Source organism: Leptospira ognonensis, assembly GCF_004770745.1.
Classification (GTDB): domain Bacteria; phylum Spirochaetota; class Leptospiria; order Leptospirales; family Leptospiraceae; genus Leptospira_A; species Leptospira_A ognonensis.
On record NZ_RQGD01000005.1, the window covers coordinates 1 to 18,252 of the forward strand.

General features: G+C 37.8%; 15 protein-coding genes. 6 read left to right on the forward strand and 9 right to left on the reverse strand.

The genetic code is table 11. From position 1 onward, the window contains the following. Window positions 1-151: 151 nt before the first annotated feature. Complete coding sequence (locus tag EHQ58_RS00995; RefSeq protein WP_135621478.1) at window positions 152-697, forward strand: hypothetical protein; 546 nt, start codon at window positions 152-154, stop codon at window positions 695-697. 47 nt (window positions 698-744) lie between these two features. Here the strand turns inward: EHQ58_RS00995 and EHQ58_RS01000 are convergent, their stop codons facing one another. Beyond that, a complete protein-coding gene (locus EHQ58_RS01000) occupies window positions 745-1,146 on the reverse strand; it encodes a YidB family protein (RefSeq protein WP_135621479.1) in 402 nt (133 codons plus the stop codon). A 149-nt stretch (window positions 1,147-1,295) separates the two neighbouring features. On the opposite strand from EHQ58_RS01000, the gene EHQ58_RS01005 reads away from it, so the two are divergent. The 3 genes from EHQ58_RS01005 to EHQ58_RS01015 are packed head-to-tail and all read left to right on the forward strand — an operon-like array spanning window position 1,296 to window position 5,998. Further along, a complete protein-coding gene (locus EHQ58_RS01005) occupies window positions 1,296-1,895 on the forward strand; it encodes a tetratricopeptide repeat protein (protein WP_135621480.1) in 600 nt (199 codons plus the stop codon). After that, the gene (locus EHQ58_RS01010; RefSeq protein WP_135621481.1) at window positions 1,882-2,898 is read left to right on the forward strand and encodes an ABC transporter substrate-binding protein; all 1,017 of its coding nucleotides are present in this window, start codon (window positions 1,882-1,884) and stop codon (window positions 2,896-2,898) included. The genes EHQ58_RS01005 and EHQ58_RS01010 overlap by 14 nt, the downstream gene beginning before the upstream one ends. Before the next feature lie 7 nt (window positions 2,899-2,905). Further along, window positions 2,906-5,998, forward strand: a complete 3,093-nt coding sequence (locus EHQ58_RS01015) for an ATP-binding protein (protein WP_135621482.1) — start codon at window positions 2,906-2,908, stop codon at window positions 5,996-5,998. Here EHQ58_RS01015 and EHQ58_RS01020 read toward each other — a convergent pair whose 3' ends face one another. From EHQ58_RS01020 to EHQ58_RS01050, 7 genes are all read right to left on the reverse strand, one after another. Further along, a complete protein-coding gene (locus EHQ58_RS01020; protein ID WP_135621483.1) occupies window positions 5,999-6,928 on the reverse strand; it encodes a Crp/Fnr family transcriptional regulator in 930 nt (309 codons plus the stop codon). A 2-nt stretch (window positions 6,929-6,930) separates the two neighbouring features. Continuing rightward, window positions 6,931-8,514 (reverse strand): tetratricopeptide repeat protein, encoded by a 1,584-nt coding sequence (locus EHQ58_RS01025; RefSeq protein WP_135621484.1) that lies wholly within the window; start codon window positions 8,512-8,514, stop codon window positions 6,931-6,933. Further along, on the reverse strand, window positions 8,490-10,598 hold the full coding sequence (locus EHQ58_RS01030) for an urea transporter (protein ID WP_135621485.1): 2,109 nt from the start codon (window positions 10,596-10,598) through the stop codon (window positions 8,490-8,492). The genes EHQ58_RS01025 and EHQ58_RS01030 overlap by 25 nt, the downstream gene beginning before the upstream one ends. Next, entirely contained in the window at window positions 10,595-11,926 is a 1,332-nt protein-coding gene (locus tag EHQ58_RS01035) for an alanine racemase (protein WP_135621486.1), read from the reverse strand. The genes EHQ58_RS01030 and EHQ58_RS01035 overlap by 4 nt, the downstream gene beginning before the upstream one ends. Window positions 11,927-11,929: 3 nt before the next feature. Next, window positions 11,930-12,985, reverse strand: a complete 1,056-nt coding sequence (locus EHQ58_RS01040; RefSeq protein WP_135621487.1) for an ATP-grasp domain-containing protein — start codon at window positions 12,983-12,985, stop codon at window positions 11,930-11,932. After that, window positions 12,982-13,227, reverse strand: coding sequence for a PqqD family protein (locus EHQ58_RS01045; RefSeq protein WP_135621488.1), 246 nt, complete (start codon window positions 13,225-13,227; stop codon window positions 12,982-12,984). The genes EHQ58_RS01040 and EHQ58_RS01045 overlap by 4 nt, the downstream gene beginning before the upstream one ends. Before the next feature lie 65 nt (window positions 13,228-13,292). After that, window positions 13,293-13,796, reverse strand: a complete 504-nt coding sequence (locus EHQ58_RS01050; protein ID WP_135621489.1) for an ankyrin repeat domain-containing protein — start codon at window positions 13,794-13,796, stop codon at window positions 13,293-13,295. A 19-nt stretch (window positions 13,797-13,815) separates the two neighbouring features. On the opposite strand from EHQ58_RS01050, the gene EHQ58_RS01055 reads away from it, so the two are divergent. Beyond that, window positions 13,816-14,637, forward strand: a complete 822-nt coding sequence (locus EHQ58_RS01055; protein WP_167883494.1) for a prohibitin family protein — start codon at window positions 13,816-13,818, stop codon at window positions 14,635-14,637. Next, window positions 14,634-15,236: a class I SAM-dependent methyltransferase gene (locus EHQ58_RS01060; protein WP_167883495.1), complete on the forward strand. Its 603-nt coding sequence runs from the start codon at window positions 14,634-14,636 to the stop codon at window positions 15,234-15,236. The genes EHQ58_RS01055 and EHQ58_RS01060 overlap by 4 nt, the downstream gene beginning before the upstream one ends. On the opposite strand, the gene EHQ58_RS01065 is transcribed toward EHQ58_RS01060, so the two are convergent. After that, window positions 15,233-18,226, reverse strand: a complete 2,994-nt coding sequence (locus EHQ58_RS01065; protein WP_135621492.1) for a TonB-dependent receptor domain-containing protein — start codon at window positions 18,224-18,226, stop codon at window positions 15,233-15,235. The two genes, EHQ58_RS01060 and EHQ58_RS01065, sit on opposite strands and share 4 nt — an antisense overlap. Between the last annotated feature and the right edge of the window lie 26 nt (window positions 18,227-18,252).

Below are 18,252 nucleotides of genomic sequence, written 5' to 3' on the forward strand. Positions count from 1 at the left end.
TTCTAAAATTTTTAATTGCATCTGATAATAAGCGAGTTGATCTTACTTAGATAATTTGTCTTAAAAAAAGTGTCGATCCTCTTACGGGATACAAACAGGATTTACTTTTAGGGCTTTTACGATACCAATGACCAAGAAAGGTACTTTTTATATGAAGAAAACAATTGCCACTCTCCTTCTCGTAACCCTATCTAGCATTTTTTTGACGCAATGCTCCATGACGAGGGTAGTGAAAATAGATTCCCAACCTAACGGAACGGATGTTTATTACAAAGGTGGGATGATCGGAAAAACACCGACTACATTCGAAATGGGAACCAGTATCTTTGCGGATTCAACGGTTATCTTCAAACAAGGCGATCAAACCATTGCAACTGAAAAAATAATTCGTGAACTTAGCATACCAATGCTCATTTTTAATTTAACCCTAGGTTGGTTTACCTTAGGAATTTCCTGGTTTTGGGTTGCTCCTCCTAAGGAATACCAACACTTTTTTGTAGGAAATGCCGGAACGAGAGGAAACAACTCGAGTGTAGGTATCTCTGGATTCAATGATACCGTAACTTTAAAAAACGGAACAAAATATGAATCCTGTTCGGCTGCCGTAACCGCTGATTCCGTAGTCATTACTACGAGAACGGGAAAAACTTTGGTCTATCCAAAATCAGCCGTGGAAAAACTGAAAAAAGGCAATTAAACAAAATTCTAACATGGTCCCCCAAGAAGCAAGGAGGGACCAAATGATTATTTTAGAAACATAGAGGCCAAGGAAGTGAGTTGCGAAGCAACATCGTCTTTTGGCTCATTTCCATCTGGCGAAAGCTTATCGATAACGATTGGAAGAAGATTGCTCACAAGTCCTGCTGTGGTTTCCGTATCCATTCCGACGTTCGATGCAAGTTCAGAGACGGAGTCTTTCCCTAACACTTTCAAAACATCGTCTGCACCAATCGCCGTATTCTCGCCTGTGCCGATCCAAGAAGAAGCAACATCTGCAAAGCCTTTGTCTTTAAACTTTTGCACAAGGCCAGCGACTCCACCATTGTCTTCTATTATTTTTTTAATCCCTTCTATGATTTGCGGGTTTTTCTGAACTAATTCTACCGCTTGGGTAGCCACTGCTTTTAGACTATCAAATATACTCATTCCGCAATTCTATAAGCCTACCGAATAATATAGAAAGTGATTTTTATGACAAAAGCATTCAATTTGGAAAAATTTACTGGAAACTGTGGCTTGACTTTCTAATCAAATCCGAAAGATTTAAGATCGATTGCCAATATTGTAGGTCACAAATGAAATACATCCCATTACCACTTTTCTTTCTATTCATTCCAGGTTTGCTCTCTGCTGATGCCATTACCGATTCCTATGTTTTCGAATATAAAAAAGAATATAACAAAGCATATGAAATATTAGAACCAGCTAGCAAGGAAGATGCGAATGATTATTTTTTACAATTAAGGATGGGATGGCTTGCATTATTGAAGGGAGATTATACAAAGTCTAGTTCTTTTTATCAAAAGGCAACTCTCATCCATCCCAATGCGATTGAACCAAGAATCGGATATGTGAGAGCTTTGCTCGCGTTAGGTCAGTACAAACAGGCAGAAGTCGCCTGCAAAACTATTTTAAAATTGGATTCTAAAAATTATTTTGCACGATCCAATCTAGCTTATACGTACTATGTATTATCTAATTACTCAGAAGCAGAAAAAATTTATGATTCTATCGTCGATGATTACCCTGCCGATACGGAAATGATGATCGGATTGGGTTGGTCTTTTTTGAAACAAAATAAAAAAGCAAAGGCGAATGAAATTTTCTCGGCATTAATTAAAATTATTCCCAAGGAAGAGAGAGTAAGTTCAGGCGCTTATTATGCGACTCATTGATTTTATTCTAATATTCTCTCTTCTAACATCTATTGAGTGCCAAAGAGAAGATAAACTAAAATCAATAATTAAAATTGCCGTTCCCAAGAATTTAAATTACGCGCTTTTATGGATTGCTAAAGAAAAGGAGTTCATAAAAAAATCGGAGATTGATGTCGTATTTTTCTCGGATGAGGAGCCTGCTACCCTTTATCAAAATAGAAAAGTCGATTTGATCTGTTCTAATCTGACCGAACCAATTTTACTCCATTCGGAAGGGATACATACAGAAATCATCTACCGATTTACTTATACTTCAGGAAATGATGTATTAATAGCTAAGCCAAATATAAAAAGTTTAAACGAGCTAAGAAATAAAACAATCTCATTCACTGGTGTAAATTCATCCTCTCACATTTTTATCGAAGAAATTTTGAATAAAAATGGTATCAAAGAGGGAGAATATAAAACAAAGAATCTGAAACCAGAGGATGTTCTATCCGGACTTCAAAAAGAAACTATACAGGCCGGCCTGACCCAAATGCGATTTTTAAAGAATATACCAACCGATAAATATCGCATTCTGGCTCGATCCTCGGAATTGCCTGACCTCATTACCGATGTTATGAGTGGGCGCACTGTTTTTTTACAGTCACATAGAATAGAAATTAAAAAGTTGATCGCTGCTCTTTTTAAAGCTCGAGAATTTTACGAATCGAATCCAATAGAAAGTAAGGAGATTTTATCAAAAGTATTTGGCGAGAGTAAAGACGCTATAGCTTCTGAGATAGATTCTTTAAGATTTTTATCTCGAGAAGAAAATATTCAATCACTTGGAACGAGCAAAAATGAATCAATCGATCCTTTTGCTATGAAAGAGAATCGGTTTGGTATGGGACAGGAGAAACGAGGTGCACTTTTTCATGCATCAGAAACAATCATTCAATTTTTAAGTACAAGAGGGCAATTGTATAAAAATCCGGACTTAAACCGATTGATCGTTAATGATTACCTAATGGAGTAATCTATAGATGAAAATATCAAATAAGCTTTTTATCTCTTATCTCAGCTTTGCTGCTATTATCTTGATCCCTATAGGATTATTTTTATATATATCAGCAGTTACTCAAGTTGAAGTCCAAATCCAAAGCTCTTTAGATGAAAAAGCAAATCATATTTTTGATAAAATGGATAGGGTTCTTTTCGAAAGATACTCGGATCTTTTAACTTTAAGTAGCGATCCTATTTTCCAATCTAGTGCTAATCTCAATACTATCTCGAAAAAATTAATTGGTTATAGAAATCAAAAAAAAGTATATATATCATTATCTTATTTCGACGAAAACTGTATAAAGTTAGTCGATACCATTGGGCTCGGAATCGGAGAAAAATGTCAGAATTCCACCTGGACAAAGGATGTGTTTTCAAATCTAAGGGTTTCGAATGCGAGTGATTTATTTTTTGACCAGAACATACAAGAAAAAGTCATCGCTTTTGCCACTCCCGTGTTAACAAAAAATGGTGAATTAAAGGGAGCGATTCTCGCCCTGATTTCCATTGGAAACCTCAGACAAATTTTGAACGGCACTCTAAATACAACGGAAAATGTGAAAGTGGATTTAGTAGATCGCCAATTACAATTGATCGATTCCAATCATATTCCTAATGCGCGCTCACAATTCTTATTACTCCGTGAATCTGATATTCTTAACGATGCCAATAACTTTATTTTATCAAAAACGGAAGAGGAAGGTTTTCTTGATTTTGCTGGTAACGGCTGGCTGTTGTATTTGCAGTATCCAAAAGCGGAAGCTTTACTTCCAATCACTACTTTAAGAAACCAAGTCATTGGTTATGGGATTGGTATCATTCTCTTTTCACTCATAGTCATTCGATTTGTTACAAATAAAACGATTCAACCTCTTTTAAAATTAAAGAATGCGGCCGCTGCACTCGGATTAGGTGACCTTACTTCTCGTGTCCCAGTTAATTCTGATGACGAAATAGGGGATTTATCTAAATCCTTTAATTCGATGGCGGATGACTTAAAACTTTCACTGGAAACATTAGAATCTAGAAATGTTGAATTGCAAAAAATGGATAAGTTAAAAGATGAATTTCTTTCAAATACATCTCATGAACTCAAAACACCTTTAAATGGCATTATCGGAATCTCCGATTCCTTACTCGATGGTGCTGCCGGCGACTTAAATCTTAAACTTAATCAAAATCTTCAGATGATATCCGTTAGTGGGAAAAGATTAGCAAATCTTGTTAATGATATTTTAGATTTTTCAAAACTTAAAAACCAAGAATTGTATGTTCAACAGAAGGCGATAGATCTAAGATCACTTGTCAGTCTTGTGTTGTTATTATCGGAGCATCTATTAAAGGGTAAAAAACTTCATTTCGAAAACCTAATACAAGAACCTTCACCTATTGTTTTAGGCGATGAAAATAGGCTTCAGCAAATATTTTTAAACCTTATTGGAAACGCCATAAAATTCTCGAATGAAGGTTCATTAATCATCGCTGCGAAAACCAACGACTCGGATATGCTAGAAATTTCGATTCAAGATCATGGAATAGGCATACCGGAGGATAAATTTGAAACCATATTCAAATCTTTCGAACAAGTAGATGCCTCAATCTCAAGAGATTATGGAGGTACCGGTCTTGGCCTCAGCATTTCAAAGAAATTGATTGAGTTACACGGAGGAAAAATTTGGCTTGAGTCGACTGTCGGCCAAGGGACTACTTTTTATTTTACTCTGCCTATTGCAAAAGACGGAGAGGTCATATCCTTCGAAGAAAAAATAGAACTTCGAAACATCCAACCTTCTTCCGAAATTGAAGTGCCTTTTTACCCTGAATTGAATGCGAGTATGGTTAAAATTCTCATCGTTGATGACGAGGAAATCAACCTACAAGTATTAGATAATCACCTAAGCATCGCTGGTTACAAAGTGATCAGTGCACATAATGGAGAAGATGCACTCAATATTATATCAAGAGAAGAAATTGATCTCGTTTTGTTGGATATTATGATGCCGAGACTTTCTGGTTACGATGTCTGTAAAAAGATTCGGGAAACGCACACGCATGGGAGTCTACCCGTTATCCTTTTGACGGCTAAAAATATTGTTAGCGATTTGGTTTATGGCTTTCAATGCGGAGCAAATGATTATCTAACAAAACCTTTCCACAAAGAGGAACTTTTAACTAGGATAAAAACACATCTCGAAATTGCGAATCTTAACAAATCCTATGCACGTTTCGTTCCGAATGATTATTTAAAGCTCCTATCCAAAGAAAGTATAACGGAAGTTTCTTTAGGAGATAATGTGGCAACCGATATGACGGTTGTTTTCTCTGATATTCGGTCTTTTACAACCCTCTCCGAGACGATGAGTGCTCAAGAAAATTTTAATTTTATCAATGCTTACTTTAAACGAATTAGTCCGAAGGTTAGAGAATACGGAGGGATCATCGTCAAATATGTGGGCGATGCTATTATGTCTGTTTTTAATAGCGAAGTCGAAAATTGTATCGATTCTGTGATTTCTCAATTGAATGAATTGAAATTATATAATGTAAAAAGAACTTCAAATAAATATCTACCTATTAAAACGGGGTATGGTATCCATTCGGGATATATGATGGTAGGAATGATTGGTGAAACTAACAGAATGCAAGGTGATGCATTTTCAGATAATGTAAATTTAGCTTCGCGTTTAGAAGGACTAACAAAGTATTATGGAATCGAGATTTTAATTAGTTCAACTGTGTATTCAAAAATCAAACATTCAGAAAAATATCTGACTCGTTTTATTGACAAAGTGAGAGTTAAAGGTAGAAAAACTCCAATCGAAATTTATGAAATATTCAACTGTGATTCTCACGAATCTATTGAAGCAAAAATAAATACGAAAGAGAAACTTTACGAAGCCATCGACAAATATCAAAAGAAAGATTTTACAAGTGCTGTTGAAATTTTTACAGAATTAAGCGAAAGGTATCCTAAGGATAAGGTTTTCAGTGTCTATCTTGAACGAATCGAAACCTATCTCAATGAAGGAATACCTGATGACTGGGAAGGCGTATATGACATGCAGCAAAAATAATTAGTGGAGATCTATATTTAATATCTCGAATATTTCTTTTCCAATTTTATCAAATTCAGATAATCGATTTTGAATTAGATCCTCAGGGTTTATTTTCGTATCCTTCATCAAGTCTACTTTCATATCTAAAAACAATTCATTGATGGCAAGCGTTCTTATTGCTAATTTTTCTGCAATGGACAATGCAATCTGTGGTGAGTGATTTAAAAATGCATCAACCTTCTCTAGAGGAATCTCAATTACGACTACTTTTCCGCGAGTTACAACAGTTCCATTCGATGGTTTGTTTCTAAGTACGGCTACATCTCCTAGATAATTTCCAGGTTCAGATTCTACAGCTATCATTTTAGAGTTTTTAAATATTTCAACAGTTCCTGAAACGAGAATGAAAAGGGCTGTCGGGTCTGCACCTTGTATTAATAATTTTTTTCCATCCGGAAATTCTCTCTTATAATCTTTGAGATCATCAAGATTCAGAACAACCGAGGTCCGACCGGAAATATTTTCCTTTTGATGCTCTTGGAGTCTTTTTACCATCTCCGGTTTATATGATTTGTCAACTAACTGGGATAAACTATTGTTTAGATCCGCAAGCCGTTCTGCCATTTTTCTTGCTAAAGAAATCACAACCCCAGGACTGTGCTGGATGAGTTTTTCGACGTGACCTGCCTCGATCTCTATGACAACAATATCTGTTTCAGTTCTGGCAGTCGCACTTGCGGGAGTCCGAAGCAACATGGCGATATCGCCTATATAATCTCCCCGTCGCCTGATCTCAGATATTCTCACACCATGTCTATAAACACTTAATCGACCGCTTAGGAGTATATATAAAGACTTTGGATATTCACCCTGGACGATCAAATCGATACCAGGTTTGTACATTTTTTGTAAAGATTGTAATTTACTCCAGTCGGTCTGCTCAGCCACTTTTAAAATATACCTACTATACTTATTTTTACATTATCAGAAACAGGTCGATCGTTAAGTGAGTCAATCCAATAATCTCTACTGCCGTCCAGTTGAATGGAATAGGCGCCCCATTTCAAACCGATCCTTCCGTAAGCGCCATTTTTTAAATCAAACCCTGGATAGATCCACGATTCACCAAACAAAGGATTTCGCGCAGATCCAATTCGTCCTCCAAGGGCAGAGTAAAAATACTTAGAATTAAATCCTACTTCTTGCTGAAAGTATCCATAATTACGGGCTTTCGTACCAATTTCAGAATTATTTAGCACTGTATTTGCAAAAGCATCAATAATGAAATAATAGATGAGCCATTGTTCTTTCGCTTTTTCAGCGGTTGCCAAAACAGACATTGCTTGCCCGCTCAAAGTAGATGAGGTGTAAAAATAATCTAGGAAGGGCATCGTAAAACTTAATGTTGCCTGTCCTCCTTTACTTGACGGATGATTGATGGCACTCGCGGCAAAGGCGACAGTATAGTAATTTGAAAAGCTAACGCCCAATTGACTTGTGTGGCCTGCGTTTAAATAACTAGAGTTTGATGCTAAATAATTACCTGATCCGTAAAGACTAATTTTTTCTGTTAATTTGTATGTTGCTCCACCAGAGTATCTATTGGTAAGATAATTTTCAGATTGGCTGAGATTTAGAATACTATCTACCGTACTTGCAGTTCCAAATAGATAACTCAAATAGGTAGGATAGGTAATGGGCGCTCTTGTCATTGCTGCTCTGCCGTAGGACATTACAAGAGGATCAAATGCATAATTTTCAATGCCTTTGCTCGAATTTAAATTTTGCGTTTGGTCTCGAGATACTCCTAATCTAAAATTCCAATCCTCATTCAGACCTATGGACAAGTTGATGCCGGCTCTCTCACCTCGGCCGAGTAAACTAGATCCTCTGAAGTTAGAACTTGAATACTCTGGTGTAACCACAAAATACGGATAAACCTTTGAATTTTTATAAGAGTATTCGATTCCTGGATGATTTGGAGAAAGAGAATATGCCTTTTTGAAATTTAAATCAGCTTTGATATAATCCTCAGCATAAAATGCGGCTAAACCCTTTTTCCAAATTAGAATGCTATCCTCTCCATGATAATCAATCAATGCTGCATAAGTATTATATGATTTCTTAAATTCTTTTAATTCGAAATAGGATTCCGCCATTCTCAGGAGCGCATAATAATTATTTGGTTCCCTATCGATGATTTCCTCCCCTAATTCAATCGTTTTCTCATATCGTTTTAATGAAAACGCCGCCCATTGAATGCCAAGAAGTGCTTCGAATGCCAAAGTTTTTTCATAGGCAATTTCATAATCAGGAAGTGCCTTATCATAAGCACCTATCATCATATAGGCGTAAGCTCGATTTAAATAGTTAAGCCCAGAATTCGGTTCCTTAGCAATTGACTGTGTCAACTGTACAATTGCGTCTTGGTAAATACGAAGGGAACCATTTGGCGTTGATTGCGCTTGTGCCTTCGTAACAAACAAAATTAAAACTAATATAGTAAGTATTATGACTTTCGATTTATGATCCATTGGTTTCCTAAATGATCCTTAACTTCTACAATACCAGGTACTTGGCTGGATGGATTCAGTCTGAGTTCGTATACTGGTTTCTGATTTCTTCCTTCGATTGAGGTTTCAATTAGGAAATTAGAATTTTCTTCAATTATTTGACCCTTCCATGTAAAACCAACCGTATCAGTGAATGGATGGATGAGATCTTTAAAGAATCTCATCAAAAAACTGGAAAACGGCTTGTATGATATCTTGTCCTCAAAATGACTTTTTGTTCTTACGAACGGAATACGATAGGTTGCAAGGAAAAAGAAAAAGAGGCTCGAATTCTTTGCGCCCATATAATCTAACGCCGCAAAATAATCCAATGCAGAAAGAAAATATAAACGGTTATTTCTATCATCTTCTATGAATCGGTTCCCGTATAAATCTAAATTTATCCTCCATTCGTCCTCAAATTTTGTATGACCTACCTTCTCAAAAAGAATATTAATTTTTTCGCCAGGAACGAGCGAGAAAAATGATTTCAAATTAAAATCTGGTGATAAATTGTTCACGATATCCTCTTCCTCCGGAATCGCGTTAAATTTAATTTCTATACTGCCTTTTGATTCGTCTTGATACTGGGTAAAAAATACCGGAATTGTATTACTACCAATCTCGGGATTGGATTGAAAGTGCATATGAATGTGTGGTTCCAAACTCCTTCCGGAATTCCCTGCTAATCCTAGTTTTGTGCCAGCAAGTATGTAATCACCTTCCTTTACTAAAATTGAATTTTTTTGAAGGTGGGATAATTGTGAATAAAAGAATGGGGCATGTTCAATGAGAATTAAATTTCCCCAGTTGTTTTTTGTATCTACGGAACCAACTGGGTTGTCTTCTATATGATTTACGATTTTAATGATCCTTCCTGCTGAAGGAGCAAGTACATTGAGACCGTAGGTATAAAAATCACCAAGAGAATCATCATTCCCTTTTCTGATCTTATTCTCGGGTCCAATCGCCATAAAATCTAAACTTTCTTTCCATGCCTCTTTGTGTGTGTACTTTCCGTTATACCCCTGGCTAATTTTCCATTTCCCTGAAAATGGAAGTCGAATATACAAACCTGTTTCCCCGAATCGTTTTAACCTGGTTTTGTAGTAATCTAAGTTCCTTTCAGGCGAACCGGGCTGAAAATCTACAAAAATAAATTTTCGATTTCGAAGAAGTCGAGCAACATAAATGAAAAGTAGTGTAACGCTTGTAAATGGAAGTGCAAAAACAGGAATGTTAAATTGGACTAGAAAGATTTTTGTGAAAGAAGAAACCAGGGCACTTGCAATAGATGCAAATCCGGCCAATATAAACGTCGATGGATTTGGTATTAGAAAGTATCCACCAACTCCGATCGCCGTTAGGATATAATTAAAGCCGACATTTCCTATGGCTATGCCGTCAAGATTGCCGTTTAATATAATATGAAAACTGAGTCCCAATCCAAATCCCAATATAGAAAGAAAGAATATAATTCGGCTAGAGATTAAAAGTACTATGGCAATGCACAAGCCCGACCACGGACTCGACTGAAAAAATATACCTCCTAAACTCTTAAGATAATACATGATATAAAAAGGTAGTTCTGGAAAATATTCATCATACTTAAATACATAGGCAGCCTTATTTTCCAAACCCTTATAATCATAGAAAGATAAGTAGAGAATGATGCTCACGATCACAAACGGTATAGATAAAACTGGCAATCCGAAGAAGTAGGACAATATCTGCTCTAAAGAGAGAGTCACGAATACAAGTAGTATGATGGCTGCCACGAGAATGATGATTAGATTAAAATCTAACTGATGGTAGATACTAACAGACAAGCCTACCAGGAGACCATTGAAGCCATATAATCCTTTTTTAATTCGCTCCTCGTACACACCCAAAAACATCGCAAGTAGATTTGATAACAATATTCCAAGGAGGCCAGTGATGGCAGCAGGCGGATTAAATAATGTAGCGCAAAATATCAGAAAACCAAGCGAAAGCTTTCCGCTAAACAAGACTGTTGAATAAGCGGAAAGGGTCGAGATGTATATTGTTTTAAGAAAATGATTCATTCCATTTCCATATGGTTTATATCATCAACATTCTCACGCTTCCGAATTTGTTTTACCTCTCCGTTCGCTTTAATGAGGACAACAGCTGGTCTCATTTCAATAAACTGCATCCATTGTGTCACGTTATATGCACCCACGGGATGGATCACTAGACTATCCCCTCGAGACATATTAGGCAGGAGACAACTCTCACGAACGATATCGATATTCATGCATAGAGGTCCGTATAAAATCACATCGTCATAAACTTTGGCATACTCCTTGATAGGTGATATATTGAAATCATACCAAGTGCTTGTATAAAGTAAATTGACTCCCGCATCGATCACCATGGCCCGTTTTCCCGTCGGTAAGGTTTTGATGCCAACAACCGAGCTAGCTAAATATCCAGCCTCATCAATGAGCGCTCTTCCAGATTCTAAAAAAAGTGCAGGCGGTTCCTCTGGTGAAAAAGCATCGTAAAGTGCGGAACAAATATTTTCAGCATACTGATCGAATGTTGGAAGAAAAGAGGCATTCGATAGATACGTACCTTTTAATTTGTTAGCGGAAACAAACCCACCTCCGAGATCTATGTATTGCATAGGTTGCCTCAATTCATCTCTCAAGATCTTATAGAACGCTGATATTTTTATCGCAGCCTTTTTATACGATGTAGGATCAATCATGAAGGTACCAATATGTGAGTGAACACCGATTAAATTTAGTTTTCCATTGCTATGTGCAATTTTACGAACTGCTTCCAATGCATGTCCTGATTCTAAATTAAAACCAAAACGACTCCAAGTGGGGTAAGCTCCCGTATCCATTGAGATTCTGATACTAACATCCAATTTTTTTCCTAGTTCATCGGAGATTTGCATCAAGTCTCTGATCTCATCAAGGTGATCGATATGTATCCTCGCTCCTTCAGAAACTGCTAGTTTTAGTGCCGCATAAGGCTTGTAAGGCCCATTAAAAATGATACGGTTCCCTGGAATCCCATTCTTTCGTGCCTTTTGGTATTCAAAGGAAGACACGACCTCTGCCCAAAAGCCTTCCTCGTGAAAAATTTTACAAATGGCATTTAGATAATTTGTTTTGTAAGACCACGTAGGTTGAAACATCGGATAACGAGATTCAAATGCTTGCTTATAACTTTGTGCTTTTTTACGGATAACCGCTTCCGAAAAAATAAACAAAGGCGAACCAAATTCCTTCAGTAGAGATTCAACGGATTTACCGTCGATGGAAGAGAGTGTCTCAGGCGGTGTATATCCGCCAAATTTATTTGCCGCACCTAAATACTGTTTGCGGATCTGTGGTCGAATGTAGGTTTTTTTTTCCATAAATCAATCTCCTTTTGCGATTCTCAATTGGCCATTCATTGATAGAGATTCTATCTGATTCATGGGGACGATCTCGTCCCAACTATGCCTTACAAATACCTTTCCGACGTCAAAATCCTTAAACGGCTTTACTGTTTCACCAAGAGCCATTCGAAGAAGTGCATCCGGCAAATTTTGACCCGATGCGGTTGCCAGATATACCCAGGCTGGAAACCTAGGATTGATTTCCAATAAATACATCTTCTTCGTTTTTGTTTCTACGATGAATTCTAATTCACAACCGCCTGTCCAACCTATATGTTTTAAAATGATTTCGGATTGATGCATAGCCTCATGGTTATTGATGGTAACGCCAGCCCACGCCTTCCCTTTGTCTGTAAGGAAAAGCTTTTTCATGACAACAGCTCCCTTTATGTCTCCATCACTTGCCAAAGCACAAACATTACACTCCTCGCCCGAAATATATTTTTGTATAATGATGGGAACACCCCACTTCGAGGCCAACATATAGAAAAAACCTACTGCTTCTTCGTAGGTACGAGCGAGATATGCCTCATAAAAAATACCCTTGACGAGTACCGGATAACCGATGTCATCCGCAACTTGACGGAGGGCACTAATGTCTTGTATAGTTACCGTTTCAGGTAGGAGTGCTTCTGTGTTTTTTAAAGTTTCATTTAAAAATGATTTATCACGGGTATGTAGTTCTTTTTTTCCCGGTAGAATCATTCGTATGCCTAAATCCTTTAAGTTAGGTGCAATATTGATATAATTATCAAGTTCCGAATCTAATGTGGGAATGATGACATCCATTTTGTATTGGGAATGGATTGTTTTGATTCTTTCAAGAAGTACCTGAGGTCCAGAATTCGGATAGGGAACTAAAAAGGAATTTTCCAGAAGATCAGTCATAAAGTTTCCAGGTTCCAAGGCACCATAAGAAAAACCGATCAGTAAAGGATCTAAATTTGATTCTTTGAGTGAGCGAAGGACAGGAACTCCCGGCGCCGGACTATCAACCGCACTCATCCCCGTTATAGCAACGATAGGCCTTTTCACTCGATAAGTCCCATTTCTCTTAATTGGATCGTAAGATCGGCATAGTCTCGATCTATTTCTTCAATTTTAACATCATACTCATTGATTAGCTGATTAAAAATTTCTTCTTTGCCAGTATCTTTAATTAAGAGCTTAACAATCGTTAACGCTGTTTCATTTAAAATGAAAGTATTGCCGCTAGTGGGATCAAAAACAAATCCATTTTCACTCAAGGCAAGGTTTTTCAGGGCGGAATTTGGCACGTTGCTTTCTCCTAAAGTATGAAATTAATTAGGAAAGAATACAAACGAAAGCTAAAAAATATTTTTTATTGCTTCGATTTCTCTAAAAAGTTCTGGATCGTCTCCTCACCACGTTCATCAGCTAAGTGTATGGGGCTGATCCCTTCGATGTTTTTAATTTTTATTTCTGCACCCTTTTCTACTAAAAATTTTACCAAACTCAGATTTCCGCGAAAAACAGCGCGATACAGAGCTGTTTCGCCGACCAGGTTCCGGTGATTCACATTCGCTCCTTTTTCGATCAAAAAACTGACCAGATTGAAATTCTCATGATCTACTGCGTGCATCAATCCAGAGTTCCCTCTAGGATCCTTTCTATCGACCGGTAAGCCTTCAGCCAAACAAGCTTCCACTTCATTTAGTTTTCCATATTCAATGGCTCGGAAATACCGATGTTCCAAGGCCATAGCATCTTTTTTGACTGCCTCCTCACTCTGACAATTGGTTCCGAAGGATGCAAGAGTGAGGACTGATAAAATAAGAGTATAATTAAATCTTCGACTGAGGTCTAATAGGTGTAAAGGATCCATACACCCTTTAAGGTAGGCCATGTATATGAACTGTCGACTTTTTTTTCTTCTTCTTTTAGCTCCGTTTTTTATATCAAACTGCATTACCATTATTGAACCGGGAGAAGTTGGTTTAATGTGGAAACCATATAGCAGTGGGCTCGGTCAAAAACCATTAGATTCAAGAGTTCAGTTTTATCTCCCATGGAACAGCGTTTATACCTATTCGATCCAATGGCGATCTTACCAAGAGAAGGTGGAAGTTCTTACGCGAGATGATTTGACTATTATTGTTACAGCACAGCTCATTGCCCGCGCGAAACAAAACGAATTGTATGAGCTGCAAATGGAAATTGGAACCGATTATTATGAGAAGGTTTTGCGTCCTCAGTTTAGAACATCCATTAGAAATATTATGTCAGCCTATAACATGGTTTCAATCTCAAAGGAGACACCTAACGTTTCTTTGCAGATAAAAAAAATCTTACAAGAGAAATTGAGCGAGAAGCATGTTGATATCGATGATGTCATCATTGATGATGTTGAATACAGTCCCTCAATTTTACGTGCCATTGAAACTAAACTAACAAAACAACAAGAACAAGAGCAGATGAAATTTGAAATCAACATCGCGAAACGTGATGCCGAAATTCAAATCATCAGTGCCGAAGGAAAAGCGAAGGCGATCCTTATCGAAGCAGATGCCCAGGCAAAGGCCCAAAAACTGATGTCGGAATCGATCACACCAAGGTATATCCAGCTGAAAGCTGTAGAGAATCCCAACAACAAATTGATTATTTTGCCAAGTGGGAAAGACGGCATGCCCTTGATGTTAAATTCTGATATAATGAATAATAAGTGATGAACGCAAATTTTTGGAATGAGCGTTATTCAACGGATGAGTTTGTATATGGCAAATCTCCAAATCACTTTTTTGCCAAATCGATTCAGGATTTAACACCATCGAAAATGTTACTCCCTTGCGAAGGAGAAGGGAGAAACGCCGTCTACGCCAGTACTCTCGGCTGGAAGGTTCAGGCCTTCGATCAAAGTGTAGCTGGAAAACAAAAATGTGATCGTTTGGCCACTGAGTTTCAAACAATCGTTGACTACCAGATTTCTGATGCCTTGCATTTTGAATTCCTGCCAAATGCTTACGAATGCATCGGACTTATCTATGCACATTTCCCTCCCGAGATTCGAACGGACATTCACAGAAAAATAGTCACTAGTTTAAAGCTAGGTGGTAAATTGATCCTCGAGGCATTTGAACCACAGCAATTGGAAAACGAATCTGGGGGACCAAAGCAAGCGAATATGCTCTATTCAACCGACATGTTGAAAGAGGATTTTAACAATTTAAAAATTGAGACCTTGGAGGTTGCAGTCATCGAACTCGATGAGGGTGCACACCACCAAGGTAAGGCGAATGTAATTCGCCTAATTGCGGAGAGGGTTTAGAACTTGTAAGTTGCCGCCACCGAAAAGGTAACTCCTAACCGGTAGGATAAGAACAATTCTTCTTTTCCGGTAAGTTCTGATACTTGATAGACTTTAAATCTTGTATCCGTTATATTTTTTGCAGCTGCCTTAAAATCCAATCGATCATCATGCTTATACGTATACACAATATCCGTTAAGCCGACTCCTCGTTCAATCGCATCTGGAGTTCCGTTTGCTCCGACTGCATAGATTCTATTTCCAAAATAATTATAATAGGCTCCGATCGATTGATTCTTCTTGCTCGTTAAAAAATAATCTAACTTTAGATTGTATACAAACTCAGATTGTCCTTGTAAGGCTCTTGATAAATTCGTTGGATCATAGCTAAAAGCTTTGTTGTTAGCATCTAAAAGTCCTAATTTCCCAAGCGCATAGGTATTCCATGAAAGGACATCGACTCTTGATTTGATAAAAAAGAAGTTTGTTTCAAAACGAAATTTATCTAGGAAATCTTTTCGATAATCAAACTCAATTCCTCGAATGTAGGCTTGGCTTGCATTTGTATATGTAAATTGAGCAGAAATACTTCCAGCAACTGGTCTACCAATCATCTCGATTGGATCAGACATTTGTTTATAGAATGCTCCCACTCCGATATAATCCAAAGCAGTTAGGTAATATTCCCAGCGAATATCATAATTATGAATGTAGGTTCTTCTTAAATTGGCATTACCAAATACACGGTCTGCTCCAAAGAACGGCGTAAAACCGAAAGGTGATAATTCTCGTAGATCTGGTCTTGTAATCGTTTGTGTATAACTCCAACGAAGGTTCATATCCTTTTGAAATTCCCAAACAAAATTCGCCGATGGCAGTTTATCCTGCGTACGAATTTCACCTATACCATTGTTATTCTGTGTGCATATATTACTATTTACAAGTGCTACTCGAACATCTTCGTTTTCAACCTTACATCCATAGTCTAGATTTGTAATATTTGAAGAATCTCTTAATTTAAACGTTTTTACCTTTTGATAACTATCTTCATATCTTACACCTCCGATAAAACGCAATTTTGGCATAAGTGGCATATCAACTTGCCCGAAAGATGCATTTAATTTTTGGATTGCATCGTATGCGTTAGGCTCCGTTGCTCTTTCTGAAAATGTTTTTGCTGCATTTGCATTTGAACCTGTGGCTATAAACTGTGTCGGATTGTAAGTGAGTTCACTCGGCGCCGGCCAATAATCCGCTAGAGAGGTTCCAATTCCAGAATTGTATTTGATACCGAATTCACGAAATCTAAAATCTTTTTCTCTCTCCATTGTCAAACCACCGAATTTGAAGGATGATTTTAGACCCGCCCACTGTTCGAAAGGTATCTCATATTTAACATTTAACTGTCTTACCGTGTCTTTTGATTCTGAGAAGAATCGCGATCCGTCTGGGTTGTTTCCAAGCCTTAAATACGGTGTCGCCACCGATCCAGGAGGATCTGAACGTCGCCAAACATCTTGGGTCACATTCGGCTCATCGCGATTGGCCACAGAATAGCCGAGATTCCATTCGAGTTTATGTGGTCTTGCCATGGAACCAAATTGAAGGGCATGATCCCCACCTAATGTATTGTTCATCAGTTGGCGAGAGGTGAAAGTATTTGTGTTTGCAAGAAACTGAAAGTTGTCTATATAGTTCACTCCACTCGCTTGTCGAACATTTGTATCAGAGCTAACTGTATACAGATTTTTCAAAGAGATTTGTTGCCCCTTTGTAAACTCATAAGAAAGGTTTAAATTTGATCCAAAGTTAACTTCTTTGTTATAGAGGGATGCATTCTGTTGTTGCACTGGACCAAGAATCGTTGTATCCTTCACGAGTGTGCTAATAGGGTTTATAGGTGAGTATCTCTTAGAATTCTCCTCTCTAAAACGAAATTCCTCACTTCTTGTCACGCCTAACAAAACACCAAGTCTCTGGCCAGATTCGGTTGTCTTAATTGTATTTCCCACGGAAAAGTTAAAGTTTTTATCGTAGCTACCTTTCTCTTCGCTGGGAGTTAGCTGACCGTTGAAAAATATAGGTGTAATGTTTACAAGTGCTGGTGGCAATCCTCCAAAACGACTCCCTGGCTCATACGGAATTTCATTCGGAAGGCCTGATATGATGGAAGGTAACTTTTGTTCGGTAGTTGCCCGACCGAAAAAATCACCTCCATCAAATGTAAGAAATTTTCTGCCCGTCGTATTCATGTTTCTTGCAACACCTATTCCAAGGCTCATTTCAAACTGATCAGGATATTCTTTCGTTTCGATTTTTACCAATCCACCAGAGAACTCACCAATATCTTCTGGAGAAAAGGTTTTGATCACTCGTATGTTCTTGATTAGTCCCGCGGGAAATATATCCAACGGAACTACTCTTTTATCTGGTTCTGTTGAAGGAATGATGGAATCATTTAAAAGAGTATTTGAATATCTCTCACCCAAACCTCTAACAAATACATACTTACCTCCGATCAAGGTGATCCCTGTGACTCGGCGCACAACATCACCAGCAGAGGAATCGGGCGATTTTTTTATCGCTTCCTGTGAGATTCCATCCGAAACCGTAGCTGATTTTCTTTGCAAGGCAAGCATGGAGGCTTCTGTATTATTCGCGGCACGATCTTTTACTTCGACGGTTTCGAGAGTTTGAACCCCGAAAGTCACATTCAAAGATACAGGTTTTCCGGGAGTAATCGTGACTGACCTTTTTTGAGGACCATATCCATACATCTGGTATTCAACCTCGTATGAGCCCGCAGGTAAAACCAGATCGTATTTACCGTCAAAGTCAGTTTTCGCAAATTTTTTCTCAGACCTTACGACAACCGTGGCACCAAAAACCGCCTCGCCGTTTTCTGCATCGATGATTGTGCCTCTTACTGAGCCAGTCGCTTGGGCAGATAGACTACCTACCAGCCATATACTAACAATTATTAAAGCTAAAGCTCTTATGAAATTTTTCATAATAATTCCTTATTTCAAATGCGGCC

Excerpts from the sequence above, each read along its gene's own strand:
- EHQ58_RS00995 (WP_135621478.1), top strand. The coding sequence starts at position 152 with ATGAAGAAAACAATTGCCACTCTCCTTCTCGTAACCCTATCTAGCATT.
- EHQ58_RS01035 (WP_135621486.1), bottom strand. The coding sequence starts at position 11,926 with ATGGAAAAAAAAACCTACATTCGACCACAGATCCGCAAACAGTATTTA.
- EHQ58_RS01050 (WP_135621489.1), bottom strand. The coding sequence starts at position 13,796 with ATGGATCCTTTACACCTATTAGACCTCAGTCGAAGATTTAATTATACT.
- EHQ58_RS01005 (WP_135621480.1), top strand. The coding sequence starts at position 1,296 with ATGAAATACATCCCATTACCACTTTTCTTTCTATTCATTCCAGGTTTG.
- EHQ58_RS01000 (WP_135621479.1), bottom strand. The coding sequence starts at position 1,146 with ATGAGTATATTTGATAGTCTAAAAGCAGTGGCTACCCAAGCGGTAGAA.
- EHQ58_RS01015 (WP_135621482.1), top strand. The coding sequence starts at position 2,906 with ATGAAAATATCAAATAAGCTTTTTATCTCTTATCTCAGCTTTGCTGCT.
- EHQ58_RS01055 (WP_167883494.1), top strand. The coding sequence starts at position 13,816 with ATGTATATGAACTGTCGACTTTTTTTTCTTCTTCTTTTAGCTCCGTTT.
- EHQ58_RS01025 (WP_135621484.1), bottom strand. The coding sequence starts at position 8,514 with ATGGATCATAAATCGAAAGTCATAATACTTACTATATTAGTTTTAATT.
- EHQ58_RS01065 (WP_135621492.1), bottom strand. The coding sequence starts at position 18,226 with ATGAAAAATTTCATAAGAGCTTTAGCTTTAATAATTGTTAGTATATGG.
- EHQ58_RS01030 (WP_135621485.1), bottom strand. The coding sequence starts at position 10,598 with ATGAATCATTTTCTTAAAACAATATACATCTCGACCCTTTCCGCTTAT.
- EHQ58_RS01010 (WP_135621481.1), top strand. The coding sequence starts at position 1,882 with ATGCGACTCATTGATTTTATTCTAATATTCTCTCTTCTAACATCTATT.